This is a genomic window from Sorangium sp. So ce295, assembly GCF_051527405.1.
GTDB lineage: Bacteria > Myxococcota_A > Polyangia > Polyangiales > Polyangiaceae > Sorangium > Sorangium cellulosum_B.
The window spans coordinates 10,542,980-10,561,026 of sequence record NZ_CP150324.1; the positions used below are offsets into that span (position 1 = coordinate 10,542,980).

Below are 18,047 nucleotides of genomic sequence, written 5' to 3' on the forward strand. Positions count from 1 at the left end.
GCGCCGTGAACCAGGCCGCGGCTCCCAGCCCGACCCCGAAGCCAGACCCCTTCTCCGGCTGGGATCCCGTCACGCGGAAGAGCACGAGCAAACCGAGCTCGCCCGGCCCGACGACGACGACGGCGGCCACGCCGCACAGTCCATCAGGGAGCCATGTCGGGAGCACGACGACCGGCAACAATAGCGCCAATGTCGGCCGAGCACCCACCAGCGCACCAAGCTCACCTACCGCGACGCCGAGGCCGACGCCCTCCAACGCCGGGAACCTGCAGGATCCGGTCAGGCCTCGATCCGCTCCTTCCGACGGCAGCCTCCCCAGGGACCCCACCCAGCCTACCAACCAGCCATTTCAGGGCCAGGGCAGCTCGACCACACAGCCTCGGGCCACCGAGGCCACCGTCAGGCCTCGATCCGCTCCTACCGATGGCAGCCTCCCCAAGGACTCCACCCAGCCTACCAACCAGCCATTTCAGGACCAGGGCAGCTCGACCACACAGCCTCAGACCACCGAGGCCACCGTCAGGCCTCGATCCGCTCCTACCGATGGCAGCCTCCCCAAGAGCCCCAGCCAACCTACCAACCAGCCAGTTCAGGGCCAGGGCGGCTCGACCACACAGCCACAGACCACCGAGGCCACCGTCAGGCCTCGATCCGCTCCCACCGACGGCAGCCTCCCCAAGAGCCCCACCCAGCCCACCAACCAGCCAATCCAGGGCCAGGGCAGCTCGACCACACAGCCTCGGACCACCGAGGCTACCGTCAGGCCTCGATCCGCTCCTACCGATGGCAGCCTCCCCAAGAGCCCCACCCAGCCTACCAACCAGCCACTTCAGGGCCAGGGCAGCTCGACCACACAGCCTCGGACCACCGAGGCCACCGTCAGGCCTCGATCCGCTCCTACCGATGGCAGCCTCCCCAAGAGCCCCACCCAGCCTACCAACCAGCCACTTCAGGGCCAGGGCGGCTCGACCACACAGCCTCGGACCACCGAGGCCACCGTCAGGCCTCGATCCGCTCCCACCGACGGCAGCCTCCCCAAGAGCCCCACCCAGCCCACCAACCAGCCAATCCAGGGCCAGGGCAGCTCGACCACACAGCCTCGGACCACCGAGGCTACCGTCAGGCCTCGATCCGCTCCTACCGATGGCAGCCTCCCCAAGGGCCCCACCCAGCCTACCAACCAGCCAGTTCAGGGCCAGGGCAGCTCGACCACACAGCCACGGACCACCGAGGCCACCGTCAGGCCTCAATCCGCTCCTACCGACGGCAGCCTCCCCAAGGGCTCCACCCAGCCTACCAACCAGCCAATTCAGGACCTCGGCAAGGGTCCCCAGGGGAGCACCAAGGCGACGGCGCCAGGAAGCACGGCTCCCAAGGGGGGCGACGTGCCCGGGGGGACGCCCGCGAACGAGACCGTCGCGAAGGACAGCACGTCAGCTCAGCCCTCCCCCAAGACGGGCGAGAGCGGCGCGAAGAGCACCCCCGCCGGAAAACCCGCTTCCACCGCGGAGCCCACGCCCGCCGAGTCCTCTACCTCGAAGTCACCGCCCGCGGGGCAGGGCTCCCGGCAGCCGGGGTCTGGACGCTCGGGACCGCCGCCGGGAGGCTCGTCCACCACGGCTGACCCTGCGCAGGGCGGCAAGGTGACGTGGATTGCGGACAAGGCCGTCACGAAGTCCGCATGGCGGACTCCGACGGGCAGAGTAAGCCGCAAGAAGGCGAAGCGTGCCATCCCGAGCATCGCCGACCAGCTGACCAGCGGCGGCTTCCCCACCGATCCCGCGCAGGCGAAGAAGCAGATCGGGAAGCGCTTCCCCAAGGGAACGCTGTTCAGTGATGCCGAGTGGGACGCCTTCCAGCAGCTCTCCTCGACCCCTGAGGGACAGCGCTGGCTCAAGGCCTCCGGCATGCTGCCGCTCGACGAGATCGAGCAGTACCTTTCGAACGACAACGCCGAGAAGTTCCGCGGCTTCCACCTGCTCCACAAGCCGAGCAAGGTCGTCCTCGCGAGCTACGTCTCGCGCCAGATGAAGGGCGGCGATGACGGCGAGCGCTTCGAGGGCACGCCTCCGGCGGCGGTGGCCCTGTCCATGGAGGCGCGGCACACGACCGACCCGGTGAGGAGGGACGAGCTCAAGAAGCAGATCGACCAGGGCATTGCCAACGAATGGGCCAAGACGCTCGAGCATACCGAGCCCAACGACGCCGCGATCGAGGCCATGGACAAGGGCGCCGTGCTGGCTCCGAGGACGCTCAAGGACAGCTTGACGTTCGCAGAGCCCAAGTCGCTCTCGACGGACGAGGCCCTCGAGCGGTACCGGCAGTCGATCGAGGTGCTCAAGAACACCTTCCACCTGCTCCAGGCCGGCGCCGCGATCTACGACGCCGGCTCGAAGAGCCATGTCCCGCTCCAGGGCGTGCCGGTCGCCAAGCTCCTGTCGCACGGCGGCCGCGTCAACATCCAGATCCCCAAGGGCAGCCCGCCCTACGCGCTGACAGAGTTCCTCGGCATCACCGACGGGAACGGTCAACCCAAGGCCGGCGTGTTCAAGCGCGACTTCGGGACGCACCACATCTCGCTCGGCAAGGACAAGTTCAAGGAGCAGGGCGGGCAGTACGCCGCGATCAGGTCCAAGCTGGACGACACAGAGCTCTACGGCATCAACCTCGCTATCGGCGGGCTCGGCCTCAAGGACTTCAACGGCGACGTGATCCTGAACGACGGCGCCCACGGGCACGTGTTCATCGGCTACCGCCCGCCCAAGCCGGGGAGGCGGGGCGCGCTCCAGATCGGCATCGAGACCACCGGCCCAGGCGCGCCCAGCACCGTCGGCTACATCCACAACTGGCGCTCCACCGAGAAGACGGCCAACCCCATCTCCAGCGTCGGCGGTCTCAAGCAAGACAAGATCGGCGACGAGAAGGGCAAGAACGCCCGCACCGTCGACCTGGGCAAGCTCGGGGACGATTGGAAAGGGCCCCTCGAGGAACGAGCGGACCAGTTCGCGCGAGACGTGACGGAGAACCCGACAGAGGCGATCAAGAACCTCGTCGGCCCGCGCGATATTTCGCAGCTGGACACCCACGATACCGCGCCGCACGCCTCCGACGAGTCGTCCGACGAGTCGCTCGACGAATCGTCCGACGAATCGTCCGATGGGTCGGATCGCCCCGAGCGAGGTTCGCTGGGCGGCGATCGCCGTGCTCCGCCGGGGGACGAGGACGAGAGCAGTGACGACGGCGACGAGGACCACCGCGATTCGGACTCGGACCATGACGACTCCGAGGACGACGACGAGGACGAGGACGAGGACGAGGACGAGGACGAGGACGAGGACGAGGACGAGGACGACGACGAGGACGACGACGAGGACGACGACGACGAGGACGACGACGACGACGACGAGGACGAGGACGACGACGAGGACGACGACGAGGACGACGACGACGAGGACGACGAGGACGACGAGGACGACGAGGACGACGACGACTCCGAGGACGAGGACGAGGACGACGACGACTCCGCGGAGCCGCCGTCGAAGCGAACGCCGGATCCGGAGACATCCACACCCGTCGAGCAGGTGACCACACAGCCGCCCGCGCGGCGCCCCCGGAACCCGGCCACCGCCATGACCACGGGGATGCAGCCGCCCGCAGCCAGCGCGGGGGACGTCGCCGCAACCTCCGCGACACCGGACCAGGGGACGGATCGGCCGTCGCGAGCGCGCACCAAACCGGAGGGGCTCGGCAAGGTGTTCGGCACCGGGGGACACGGGCTCGGCGGGATGTTCGCCAACACGGGCGCCGCGGAGCGCGAGCAGGCGCTGGCCGAGCAGTACGCTCTGCAGGTCGGACCGGACGACGACGCCGGCGGCAAGCACTTCTCGCACAAGATGCTCGACCACATCGAGACGGCCCTCGGTGAGCTGCCGCCCGAGCACGTCACGGGCAGCCCGACGCTGCGGAAGGTCATCCGCGCCCTCTCCTCGGAGCAATCGGCGAGCGAGTACGACGAGGAGACCGACACCATCAACATCGTCAATCCCCCGAAGGTCCCCACCTTCATCTACAGCCGGCTCAACCGGCGCTGGAACTGGCAGCGAAAGCGGATGGATCGCGGCGCCCTGGCGGACTACCCCGGCGTCAGCCAGGAGCAGGACCAGGCCCTCGGCATCACCGGGCGCCGCCAGGTCATGGGCGGCGTGTCCGACGTGCTCGCCAACGGCAACCTGCTCAAGTGGACGATACGCCACGAGGTCGCCCACTCCGTCGACAAGCTGGTCGACTGGAGCAGCCTCGCCGGGGAAGACCGGTTCGGCGGCTGGCAGGAGCACTCCGACTCGCGGGGATTCCAGACCGTCGCTCGCGCCATCTTTGCCAAGGTGGGCATCACCGACGACCAGGCGCAGCAGAAGACCGACGACGAGGGGCAGAGCGATCCCGACGGTTTCTCCGTGATCGAGCGCTTCGCCTCCCTCCTCGATCCGGAATACCGGCGCAAGGACATGGCTCCCCTGGAGAGCTTTCCCGCGAGATTCGTCTCCATCGACCCAGACCTGAAGGACAAGCTCGAGCGGGCCGTCCGCACCGTCAAGATCGCCATGGCCCAGCCCTGGACGCTGGCCGACGGCGGGGCCCACGAGCTGGCCCACGGCGGCCGCATCTACCACGTCGACCCGTACGACAACTGGGTCAGCTACCGCGAAAGCGCCCGCACCAACGCCGTCTCCAACTACCAGTTCTCCACGCCCAAAGAGTGGTTCGCCGAGACCTACGCGTCCTATCACGACCCCAACCCCGCGCCGAGGGCGCAGCTGACCCAGGAGGTGCGCGACTTCTTCAAGAACGAGCTCCCGGGCATGGTCACCCAGGGGCGGGACGCATGGGAGCGCGCCCGCCAGAACATCGCGCGCAGCGCCGGCAACCAGCCGCGGCAGCCGCCCGGAGCCGGCTCGAGCGCAGCGGGCCAGAGCGCGGTCACCGTGGGCCTCGCCGCGACCATCGCGACCGCAGCCCCATCCAGCGACCCGCGCGACGTCACGCGCGCACCCAAGGACAGGCCCCCGCGCGACGTCACGCGCGCACCGAGCGACAGCGCGGTCCGGGAGAGCGACGGCGCCCGCGAGGGCCTGGGCAACACCAACACCCAGGCCGCATTGCAGACGCTCATCGACGCCAGCAAGACCTGGTCTCATCCGGCCACCGCCGCGGACAAGCAGGACGCCAAGAAGCTCCTTGGCGACCTCATGCATTCTCAGGGCGTGGATGGATCGCTCGTCGACAGGCTCGCGGAGCTGATCGACGACCCCGGCTCCCTCTCCCAGAACGAGTTCGCCATCTGCGCGCTGCAAAGCGTGCTCCATACGCAGCTCGTGTCCGACCTGGCCGGGTTCGCGCGCGTGGTCGCGGCCGAGTTCACCGGCAAGCTCTTCGATCGCGATGGCAAGCAGATCGCCGACTTCTCGCTCGACACGCAGAGTGAACGCCGCGCGACGACGAGCGCCCAGGCGACCGACGATCCCATCCAAAGCGTCATCCGCGGCGAGCTACCGCTGAAGGACGCCCCCATCGGCAACAAGCTGCTCCAGAACGGCGTCAAGAAGGCGGGGGCCAAGCGCGCCGACGTCGCGCGCAAGGGGCGCGCCTGGTCCGACAAGCACGTCCTCGATTACCTCCTGGCCCGGGGCCTCGGCAAGATGCTGAGCAAGCTCGCCCCCGACCAGTACCAGGCCGACGCCAAGTACACCGCCCGCGCCATCCCCGGTTATCTCGACAAGGCGCCCACGAGGGACAAGGACGCGACGGGGCCGTCCAAGAAGCGCGGCGATCTGCAGATCTCGGCCGATTCGCTGGTGACGATCTTCACCGAGATCCTCGGCGGCGACGCCCAGATCATGGTCGCCGGCGACAACTACGACGTGGGCCGCATCAACGACGCGCTCGCGAAGCCCGAGCAGGCGCCGTTCGCCCTGGCCAACTTCCTCGACGGCCACGGGCTCGTCGAGCGCGCGAGGCAGTCCGCGAAGGATCCCACCACGGCCACGCCGTTCGACAAGGCGGTCACGAGCAAAACGTCGAGCGCGCACCAGGTCGTCATCAACGGCAAGATCACCGAGGACGGCGACCATTACGTCGTCCCGCTGCACACCTGGCAGCAGAGCTTCTCCATCAAGGTGAAGAAGGACCTGCTGCCGTCGCTCTTCCCGGTCTTCACCTACGGAACCTATCTCCCATCGCAAGCGCCGGCCGCGAACGACCCCGCCCGGAGCCGGACACCGAAAGCCGATGCGTGGACCCAGCTCACCACGGGGGGCGGCGACCCGCTCGGCACCGGAGGACACGGGCTCGGCGGGCTGTTCGCCAACAAGGGCGCCGCGGAGCGCGAGCAGGCGCTGTCCGAGCAGTACGAGCTGCAGGTCGGACCGGACGACGGCGCCGACGGCAAGCACTTCTCGCACAAGATGCTCGACCACATCGAGACGGCCCTCGGTGAGCTGCCGCCCGAGCACGTCACGGGCAGCCCGACGCTGCGGAAGGTCATCCGCGCCCTCTCCTCTGAGCAATCGGCGAGCGAGTACGACGAGGAGACCGACACCATCAACATCGTCAATCCCCCGAACGTCCCCACCTTCATCTACAGCCGGCTCAACCGGCGCTGGAACTGGCAGCGAAAGCTGATGGATCGCGGCGCCCTGGCCGACTACCCCGGCATCAGCCAGGAGCAGGACCAGGCGCTCGGCATCACCGGGCGCCGCCAGGTCATGGGCGGCGTGTCCGACGTGCTCGCCAACGGCAACCTGCTCAAGTGGACGATACGCCACGAGGTCGCCCACTCCGTCGACAAGCTGGTCGACTGGAGGAGCCTCGCCGGGGAAGACCGGTTCGGCGGCTGGCAGGAGCACTCCGACTCGCGGGGATTCCAGACCGTCGCTCGCGCCATCTTTGCCAAGGTGGGCATCACCGACGACCAGGCGCAGCAGAAGGTCGACGACGAGGGGCGGAGCGATCCCGACGGTTTCTCCGTGCTCGAGCGCTTCGCCTCCCTCCTCGATCCGGAATACCGGCGCAGGGACATGGCTCCCCTGGAGAGCTTTCCCGCGAAATTCGTCTCCATCGACCCAGACCTGAAGGACAAGCTCGAGCGGGCCGTCCGCACCGTCAAGATCGCCATGGCCCAGCCCTGGACGCTGGCCGACGGCGGGGCCGAGGAGCTGGCGCACGACGGCCGCATCTACCACGTCGACCACTACGACAACTGGGTCAGCTACCGCGAAAGCGCCCGCACCAACGCCGTCTCCAATTACCAGTTCTCCACGCCCAAAGAGTGGTTCGCCGAGACCTACGCGTCCTATCACGACCCCAACCCCGCGCCGAGGGCGCAGCTGACCCAGGAGGTGCGCGACTTCTTCAAGAACGAGCTCCCGGGCTTGGTCACCCAGGGGCGGGACTCCTGGGAGCGCATCCGCCAGAACATCGCGCGCAGCGCCGGCAACCGGCCGTCCGCGGTGGGCCCGAGCGCGATCACGACCGGCTTCAATCCTGCCGCGAACGCCGACCCGAACAGCCTCGGTGACGGCCAGACCAGCGACCCGGCGGAGAGGCGGGGCGGGTACAACCCCGCTTCGGGCAGCGGGGACAGGGCAGCCGACCTGCAATCGCAGTTCGACGAGATCCAGGAAGAAGCGGAGCCGCCGTCGGAGAGAGCGCCGGATCCGGCGACTTCCACCCCCGTCGAGGAGGTGACCTGGATCGTCGACAAGGCCGTCAAGAACACCCTCTGGCGCACCGACACCGGCCCCCTCAGCCGCGACAGGGCCAAGCACGGTCTCTACGCGATCCAGGGCCCGCTGAGCGCCAGCGGCTTCCCTCCCGACCCCACGACGGCCAAGGAGCAGCTCGGCGGGCGCTTCCCCAGGGGACCGCTGCTCAGCGACGCCGAGTGGAGCGCTTTCGAGCAGCTCTCCTCGACCCCCCAGGGGCAGAGCTGGCTCAACGCCTCGGGCATGCTCACCCACGACCAGATCGAGCAGTACCTGTCGGACGACCCAACCAAGAACCCCGAGCGCTTCCGCGGCTTCCACAAGCTCCACAAGGCGAGCAAGGTGGTGCTCGCCAGCTACGTCTCGCGCCAGATGAACGGCGGCGAGGCCGGCAAGCGCTTCGAGGGTACCCCGCCTGCGGCGTTGGCCCTGTCCATGGAGGCCAGGCATACGACCGACCCGGCCAGACGAGACGAGCTCAAGAGGCTCATCGACCAGGGCATCATCGAGGAATGGTCCAAGACCCTCGAGTACACCGAGCCCAACGACGATGCGACCACGGCCATCAACAAGGGCGCCGTGCTCGCTCCGAAGACGCTCCTCAATACCCTGACCTTCACCGAGGGCAAGAAGCTCTCCAAGGATGAGGTCGTCGAGCGGCACGGGCAGTCGCTCGAGGTGCTCAAGAACGTCTTCCACCTGCTCCAGGAAGGCGCCGAGATCTACGACGGCGCCGCCAAGAGCCATGTCCCCCTACAGGACGTGCCCGTCGCCAAGCTCCTGTCGCACGGCGGCCGCGTCAACATCCAGATCCCCGCGGGCAACGCTCCCTACGCGCTCACGGAGCACCTCGGCATCACCGACAACAAGGGCAATCCCATGCCCGGCGTGTTCAAGCGCCTCATCGGCACGCACCACGTCTCGTTCGCAGACGGCAAGTTCAAGGAGCAGGGCGGCCAGCTCGCCGCCCTCAAGACCAAGTTCGACGACACCGAGCTGTACGGCATCAACCTCGCCGTCGGCGGCCTCGGCCTCAAGGACTTCAACGGCGACGTCATCCTGCCCGACGGCGCCCACGGTCACATGTTCATCGGCTACCGCCCGCCCAAGCCGGGCAGGCCCGGCGCGCTCCAGATCGGCATGGAGACCACCGGCCCCGGGGCGCCCAGCACCGTCGCCTACCCCCACAACTGGCGCTCCACCGAGAAGACCGCCAACCCAATCTCCAGCGTCGGCGGCCTCAAGCAGGACAAGATCGGCGACGAGAGCACCAAGAACGCCCGCACCGTCGACCTCGGCAAGCTCGGGACCAACTGGGCCAGGACCCTCAAGGACCGCGCCGAGAGGTTCGAGCAGGACCTGAAGCAGAAAGGGAAGGACGCGCTCCACGAGCTCCTCGGCCCCCGCACCCAGCCGCCGCAAGAGCTCCAGGACAAGAAGAGCGGGTTCTTCGCCACCTCGACAGAGACCAGCGCCACCGGCGCCGACGACGCGAGCACCGCGGACCTCGAGGCCGAGGCCATGGAGGTGCTGAAGCAGCAGACGACGCTCAGGATCTTCATCCCGCGGGCGCCCGGCAACGGCCATCAGTCCGCCTCGGTGCAGCTCATGAAGCGGCTCGTCCATCTCGGCTTCACCGGCGAGTTCGACGTCGTCTACGACGACTCCAACGAGAGCGACGACGACCCCGCGCAAGAGGACGTAAAGGCCGGCGGCAAGAAATACGGCCTGAACCGGGCGAAGCTCACGAGCCTCTTGCCGGGCTTCGACGAGAACGGCGAGGCCACCCAGCGCTTCGAGACCGGGGGGCTCCGGGTCAACGTCATGGGCCTCAAGACGTTCCAGACCCTGACCGACCGGAACCCAGCGAACTACGGGCTCACCGGCGCGATGGACAACGAGGAGAAGCCGAAAGACATCCTGACCAAGCTCGGCGTCCGCTCCTTCGTCCAGCTCCAGCCCATGGACTGGAACCGCGAAAGCGGATTGCGGGGCGTCACCTACCGGGACAGCGCAAACGAAGAGCGGTTCCACGAGGTCGATGCGCTCGCCGGGCTCGGCTACATCTACGACACCACGGAGCCGGGTGATCCGAGAGCGATGATCGAGGAGGAGCTCGAGAAGAGCAACGCCGCGGCCAAGACCCCCGGCGTGCTCGCCTTCCTGGACCAGACCCCGAAGAGCAAGGACGAGAGCCCGCAGACCCACACCATGGTCGTCTACGGGTTCGGCACGGGGAACGAGTCGAAAGCGGCCATCTTCGAGCTGTTCAACCTCATCACAGGGGTCCTGTACGCGCAGGATGAAAAGGGCGCCGAGACGGATCTCAAGGACAAGGGCGCGATCATCGGCGCGGCGGGGTGGACGGACAAGGACGAGATCGCCACGCTCGAGAAGATGCTGAGAGGGGTATGGGAGAGCGGGCTCCGGCTCGTCGTCGATGAGAGCGACACCTTCGACAAAGAGGGCTGGGAGCCGCTCGTAGATCGCCTGAATCAGCGGCTCCTCAAGGATGACGGCGCACCGCGCGCGACGGTGATCAACATCGAGGATCCGGAAGCGCCGAAGCGCATCGCCAGCGTCGGGCCCAACGAGGTGCTCGTCGTCGAGTTCTCACCGAACCGCCTCCCCATGCCGGTCTTCGAGTACCTCCGATCCAAGACATCGTTACCCAACGGATTCGAGAGCGTGAACGGCATGGACAAGGAGCGGCAGAACAAGCCCTACTTCCATGTCGGAAAGGGCATCAGCAACAAGTTCCCGGGGTCAGAGGACCTCGTCGGGGTGGACGGAGCGGACGACGCGGCGGCTCGGGCCAAGCTCGTCGGGCGACAGATCGATGGACGTGCAGGGCTCCAGAGCTGGAAGCGGAACTATATCCACAACAACATGGGGACTCTCTTTGAGGAGATAGCCGGTCTGAAGCTGGGCCGCACGCTCGAGTCGCCCAGGGAAGAAGGCCGCAAGATCGAGGTCAAGCTCAACAAGGCAGATCAAATTTACGGCGAGGGCGAGCGCAGGTTCAAGCCCAAGGGAAGCACCCAATTCAAGGACAAGCCTTACACTCCAGACGAGCTCAACAAACTGTATACCGAGAATCAGGACTACATCTCGAGCAAGCTCCAGGAGAGTGATCCCGACCGGCTCATCGGGGAGTACATCAACGACACACAGAAGCCCGATTCGGCTCTGAGCCAGTACTTCAAGGCGCTCAAGGATCTATCCGCGACCAAGGATCAGGTGAAGATCGCCTTCACCGAGCTCATCAGGGTCGAAAAGACCCCTCCCTCGCCGCCTGCCAAGGCCTCTTCCTTGCCGACCGCGCCGGAGGCCGATCCCTCCGGCGGAGCTCAATCGTTCGCGCCCAGCAAGGGCGGTCCCCTCGTCGAGCCCGGCGGCGGCGCCGCCGCTCAGACCGCGCCGGGCGAGTCCTCGGCGCCGGCCCCGTCGCTCGCCGAGCTGACCGACATGGGGATGAAGCGCGGGCTGCGAGGGAGCGCCCTCGACGAGTATACGAGCCGCGCGCTCGAGACCGGCGACACGGATCCGACGAGCTACCTGAAGTCGCTGGTGGACCGCATCGACGGCATGCCCCGCGAGTTCAAGGAGCGGGCCAAGACGCTGCTCGAGCAGCCGGAGCGCATCGAGCAGCGGGACTTCGCCTTCTGCGGGCTCACGGCCATCGCCGAGGCGGTCCTGCACAACAACCCCATGAAGGCCATCGACGTCTTCAGGTCGCTGTTCGAGACCACGCCCTACCCGCTGGCGTCAGGCGGCTCGATCCCGGTCACCTCCAGCCAGGAGGAGATCGCCCGGGGCAAGGACCCGGATCGCAACGTCCTGCTCGGCGGCAGGGTCAGGCAGATCGAGCGCATGTCGAGCCACACGGGCAAGGACTACGGCGACAGGCGCCTCGACATCATGCTCGCCCGGGCGCTGCCCAAGCTCTGGAAGACGCGCTCCAGGGACGAGTACGACGCGTGGGTCAAGGAGGTCGAAGGGGGCCTCGACGAGCGCTTCGCCCAGAAGCAGGACCAGCTCGCGGGCGACGGCGTGCGCCTGAAGCGCGGCGACTTCCCCATGAGCGAGGAGGCCTATACCGGCATCCTCGGCGACGTCCTCGAGGCGAACGACGTCAACGTCATGTCGTCGAAGGACGGCGAATACGACATCGACGCGATCAACAGGCTGTTCGACGACGGCGGCAGCGGGCCGTTCGTCCATGGGATCGTCCTCGCCGCGCCGGTGGGCGCCGAGGCCAAGAAGTACGCGCCTGGCTCTGACAACCTAGGATCGGACCAGGACCTCAGCGCCTGGAGCGATCCGGCCAGCTCGTTCGGGAACCAGGGGCTGCACCAGGTCAGGATCGCCGGCCCCATCGAGACGACAACGACCCCCGACGGCGCGGACGCCTACGTCGTTCCGATCTCGAGCTACGGCAAGACCTTCCCGTTCGTGGTGCGCAAAGACAGGATGGGGGAGTACTTCCCCAACATCCTCACCGGCAGCTGGCACCGGCCACCGACGTCTCCAGCCGTGGAGTCGCCCTCGCAGGTCGCTCCCACGAGCCAGGCTCCCACGGCGGGCAAGAGCGGGTTCATGGTCGCCGCGCCCGCGAGCGATGGAACCGGAACTGGCGACGCGAGCGCCATGGGTCCTCAGGTCGAGGCGCCGTCTCTGGAGCCGCTGACGTCTGGAGACGGACAGCACGCCCCCGCGTCCAGCCGCGAGCAGCGGCAGCCCGCAGCGCCACAGCCGTCTCCGCTCGTGCTCGCGCTGAAGGACAAAGACATCCCGAGAGCCATGCAGCTCGCACAGGAGCTGCTCGCGCCGACGGGCAGCGGCACGGCGGAGCTGGCGCCGGACACGCAGACGCAGCTGGCGCACGGGTTCTTCGTGGGTCCCATGCCGGCGCCGGGGCCGTCGGCGCCGCCGGGCTACGGCGCGCTGTTCGAGCAGGTGAAGGACCTCTCCTATGAGCTCGTGCAGAGCGGGCTCGGCGACGAGCGCACGCTGAGCGCGTTGAGCCCGATGCAGGTGGAGCTCCTGCAGCACGCCGAGCAGTCGGACCTTGCCCCGGCGGAGATCAAGGCCAGGGCCATGGGCGCGCTGTCGGCCGCCACCCCCGTGCAAAGCGCGGAAGCGGAAGACGACCAGCCCATCAGCACGAGGCAGGCCTTCATCGACGAGTTCATCGATGGGAGGCAACAGGCTCGCCTGCAGGAAGGCGGCATGACGTCCCGGGTGGCCGATGCAGCGCAGTCCGGCCCCGTGCGCATCTCCGACAGCGGCGTGAGGCCGGTCAAGGCGGGCAAGCTGCCGCTCGAGAACTACACGCTGCAGAAGATCATCGGAAAAGGCGTCTCGGGCAACGTGGCCCTGGCCGAGCACCAGAGCCAGGGAGAGACGAAGAAGGTCGTCGTCAAGAAGATCAAGCTGGAGGCGGGCAAGGAGAGAGAGCAGCTCGACAACATCCTCCGCGAGTCCGCGATCCAGATGTACCTCATGGACCAGGGCGACGAGCCCGTGGTCGTCAAGCTCCAGAAGGCGGTCGTCGCCAAGGACTCCATCTACATCGTGCTCGAGCCTGCCGATGGGTCTCTGGAGAGCCACCTGCAGAAGAACCCGCCCAGCCGCACGCAGCTCATCAGCATCTTCCACGACCTGGCGGGGAGCTATGCAGTGATGCACAAGGCGGGCATCCTGCACAAGGACATCAAGGCCGATAACGTCCTGGTCAAGGACGGCAAGTCCCTCATCTCGGATTTCGGGCTGAGCAAGCGCATCGACGGGGTCCAGCAACGCATCATCGAGGACACGAAGCGCTTCGGGCAGATGATCCTGGAGCACACCGAGGCGCTGGCGCGCGGTCAGCTCTCGGCGCGCGACCTGAAGACGCTGGAGTCGTTGAAGAGCGACATGGGGTTCTTCAGCCCGACCAAGGTCGCCGCCTACAAGAAGCCGGAGGACCCGAGCACGGTCGACCAGCTCGTGGACATCGTTCGTCAGCTCTACAGCGATGACCCGGCGGCCCCCAAGGATGCCGGCTTCATGGACCTCATTCAGGACCAGCTCTGGGACGTCCGCACGCGCTCGCTGATGGACGAGCTGAGCGACGCGGCACCCGCCCGAAGCTGGCTCACCACGGCCCCGGCAGCGACGGGCGAAACGCGGGCCGATGCGTCCGCGGTCTCGCACGATGCGACGGACGAGAGCGCTCAGCAGGGGGAGGCCCTCGCGCTGTCGGCGTCTGAAGGCGGACAGCAAGACCGCGCGCCCAGCGGCGATCAGCGTCAGCCCGCAGCGCCATCGCCGTCTCCGCTCGTGGTCGCCCTGAAGGGCAAGGACATCCCGAGGGCGATGGCGCTGGCGCAGCAGCTGCTCGCGCCGACGGGCAGCGGCACGGCGGAGCTGGCGCCGGACGCGCAGATACAGCTGGCGCACGGGTTCTTCGTGGGCCCCATGCCGGAGCCGGGGCCGTCGGCGCCGCCGGGCTACGACGCGCTGTTCGAGCAGGTGAAGAACCTCTCCTATGAGCTCGTGCAGAGCGGGCTCGGCGACGAGCGCACGCAGAGAGCGTTGAGCGCGGTGGAGATGGAGCTCCTGCAGCACGCCGAGCAGTCGGACCTTGCCCCGGCGGAGATCAAGGCCAGGGCCATGGGCGCGCTGTCGGCCGCCACCCCCGTGCAAAGCGCGGAAGCGGAAGACGACCAGCCCATCAGCACGAGGCAGGCCTTCATCGACGAGTTCATCGATGGGACGCAACAGGCTCGCCTGCAGGACGGAGGGATAACGTCCCAGGTGGCCGATGCGGCGCAGTCCGGCCCCGTGCGCATCTCCGACGGCGGCGTGAGGCCGGCCAAGGCGGGCAAGCTGCCGCTCGAGAACTACACGCTGCAAAAGATCATCGGAAAGGGCGTCTCGGGCAACGTGGCGCTGGCCGAGCACCAGAGCCAGGGAGAGACGAAGAAGGTCGTCGTCAAGAAGATCAAGCTGGAGCCGGGCAAGGAGAGAGAGCAGGTCGACAACATCCTCCGCGAGTCCGCCATCCAGATGTACCTCATGGACCAGGGCGACGAGCCTGTGGTCGTCAAGCTCCAGAAGGCGCTCGTCGCCAGGGACTCGATCTACATCGTGCTCGAGCCTGCCGAGGGGTCTCTGGAGAGCCACCTGCAGAAGGACCCGCCGAGCCGAACACAGCTCACCAGCATCTTCCATGATCTGGCAGGAAGCTACGCAGAGATGCACAAGGCGGGCATCCTGCACAAGGATATCAAGGCGGATAACGTCCTGGTCAAGGACGGCAAATACCTCATCTCCGATTTCGGGCTGAGCAAGCGCATCGACGGGGTCCAGCAGCGCATCAACGAGGACGCGAAGCGCTTCGGGCTGATGATCCTGGAGCACACCGAGGCGCTGGCGCGCGGTCAGCTCTCGGCGCGTGCTCCGAAGGCACGAGAGTTCTCGGCGCGCGACCTGAAGACGCTGGAGTCGTTGAAGAGCGACATGGGGTTCTTCAGCCCGACCAAGATCGCCGCCTCCACGATGCCGCGCGACCCGAGCACGGTCGACCAGCTCGTGGACATCGTTCGTCAGCTCTACAGCGATGACCCGGCGGCCCCCAAGGATGCCGGCTTCATGAAGCGCATCCAGGACCAGCTCTGGGACGTCCGTACGCGCTCGCTCATGGACGAGCTGAGCGACGCGGCGCCCACCCGGAGCTGGTTCACCGGCAAGCAAGCGCGGGCCACGACGTCGGCCGAGACGGGCGATAACCCGGGCGGCGTCTATGCGCTCGGCTCGGACAAGGCGGTCCTGGACAACGCCAAGAACCTGGCGGGCAAAGATGGACACAGACCGGTGTCGAGCGACCAGCTGGGCGAGCTCGGCGCGAACGACAAGCTCACCATCGTGGCACACGGCAGCCCAGGCCGCTTCGGGGGCATGACGCCGGCAGAGCTCGCGACGCACCTCAAGGAAAACGGCGCGAAGGCGCTCGGGACGCTGAGCCTCAAAGGGTGCGACAGCGCGGACTTCGCGCGCGAGCTGATGGGAGAGCTCCAGAAGCAGGGGATCTTCGTCGAGCGAATCACGGGGCGCGACGATCTCGTTACCATCACCAAGGACGGGCGGACGCTCGTCAAAGACGGCTCGCAATGGGTGCATCAGGCGCCCGGTACCAAGGTGGAGGTCCGGTCAGGAGAGAACGACACCGTTTCGGTGACGGACGCCTACGCTCATCATGACGACGCGAGCGCTGTCGAGGCGAGAAGCCGGGCCCTGCGCGAAGGGATCAACGCGGGGGCGTTGCCGGATTCGCCGCCTGAAGGCGGACAGAACGCCCCTGCGCCCCTTGGCGACCAGGAGCAGCCCGCAGCGTCACAGCCGTCTCCGCTCGTGGTCGCCCTGAAGGACAAGGACATCCCGAGAGCCATGCAGCTGGCGCAGCAGCTGCTCGCGCAGGCGGAAGACGGCACAGCGGAGCAGGCTTCAGACGCGCAGATACAGCTGGCGCACGGGTTCTTCGTGGGTCCCATGCCGGCGCCGGGGCCGTCGGCGCCGCCGGGCTACGACGCGCTGTTCGAGCAGGTGAAGAACCTCTCCTATGAGCTCGTGGAGAGCGGGCTCGGTGACGAGCGCACGCTGAGCGCGTTGAGCCCGATGCAGGTGGAGCTCCTGCAGCACGCCGAGCAATCGGACCGTGCCCCGGCGGAGATCAAGGCCAGGGCCATGGGCGCGCTGTCGAGCGCCACCCCCGTGCACAGCGCGGAAGCGGAAGCGGAAGACGACCAGCCCATCAGCACGAGGCAGGCCTTCATCGACGAGTTCATCGATGGGACGCAACAGGCTCGCCTGCAGGAAGGCGGCATAACGTCCCGGGTGGCCGATGCGGCGCAGTCCGGCCCCGTGCGCATCTCCGACAGCGGAGTGAGGCCGGTCAAGGCGGGCAAGCTGCCGCTCGAGAACTACACGCTGCAGAAGGTCATCGGAAAAGGCATCTCGGGCAACGTGGCGCTGGCCGAGCACCAGAGCCAGGGACAGACGCAGAAGGTCGTCGTCAAGAAGATCAAGCTGGAGGTGGGCAAGGAGAGAGAGCAGCTCGACAACATCCTCCGCGAGTCGGCGATCCAGATGTACCTCATGGATCAAGACTCCGAGCCGGTGGTCGTCAAGCTCCAGAAGGCGCTCGTCGCCAGGGATTCGATCTACATCGTGCTCGATCCCGCCGAGGGGTCTCTGGAGAGCCACCTGCAGAAGAATCCGCCGAGCCGGACGCAGCTCATCAGCATCTTCCACGACCTTGCGGGGAGCTATGCAGAGATGCACAGGGCGGGCATCCTGCACAAGGACATCAAGGCCGATAACGTCCTGGTCAAGGACGGGAAATACCTCGTCTCCGATTTCGGACTGAGCAAGCGCATCGACGGGGCTCAGCAGCGCATCAACGAGGACGCGAAGCGCTTCGGGCTGATGATCCTGGAGCACACCGAGGCGCTGGCGCGCGGTCAGCTCTCGGCGCGCGACCGGAAGACGCTGGCTTCGTTGAAGAACGATCTGGGGATCGTCAGCCTGACCAAGATCGCCGCCTACGAGATGCCGCGCGACCCGAGCACGGTCGAGAAGCTCGTGGACATCGTCCGTCAGCTCTACAGCGACGGCGCCCGGGATGCCGACTTCATGAACCAGATCCAGGGCCAGCTCTGGGAGCTCCGCACGCGCTCGCTGATGGACGAGGTGAGCGACGCGGCCCCCGCCCGGAGCTGGTTCGCCACGATGCCAGCACAGGCCACGACGCCGGTAGCGACGGGCGAAACGCCGCACGGCTCACCGCGCGAGGCGCCGGCCGCGCAATTGACCGACGCGCCGGCTGCCCTCGACGGCGACGTCCCCATCCCCCCGCCGATCGACGCCCTGGTGCGGACGCTGGTCGAGAAGAGCGGCGCCTGGTCCTCTCCGCGCACGCAGGCGGACAAGCGGGAGGCCATCGCGCTCGTCACCGAGCTCCTGCAGCAGCTCGGCATGGACGCGAAGGTGGTCGACAGGGGCGAGCAGGGCAAAGACGGGCCCGACGACGAGCACTCCGCCTGCACGTGCGTCCGCTAGTCCCCTCGGGGCTCCGCCCCGAACCCCAGCTCCGCGCGCGGCGCGCCGAGCGAGAGCAGCCCGAAGAAGACGAGCAGGTTCGACGCGAAGAAGGACGAGCTCGGGTGGCGCTGTGCGGGGCTGTCCTCGCGCGGTCGAGCCCGGCGACGGCCAGCGAGGCATCGACCGCGATCCTCATCGGAT

1 protein-coding gene is annotated in these 18,047 nt (G+C 67.6%); it reads left to right on the forward strand.

Annotated elements, in window-relative coordinates; all coding sequences use genetic code 11:
* Positions 1 to 5 precede the first annotated feature (5 nt).
* The gene (locus WMF11_RS40045; protein ID WP_437974550.1) at positions 6 to 17,864 is read left to right on the forward strand and encodes a protein kinase domain-containing protein; all 17,859 of its coding nucleotides are present in this window, start codon (positions 6 to 8) and stop codon (positions 17,862 to 17,864) included.
* The last annotated feature ends 183 nt before the right edge of the window (positions 17,865 to 18,047 follow it).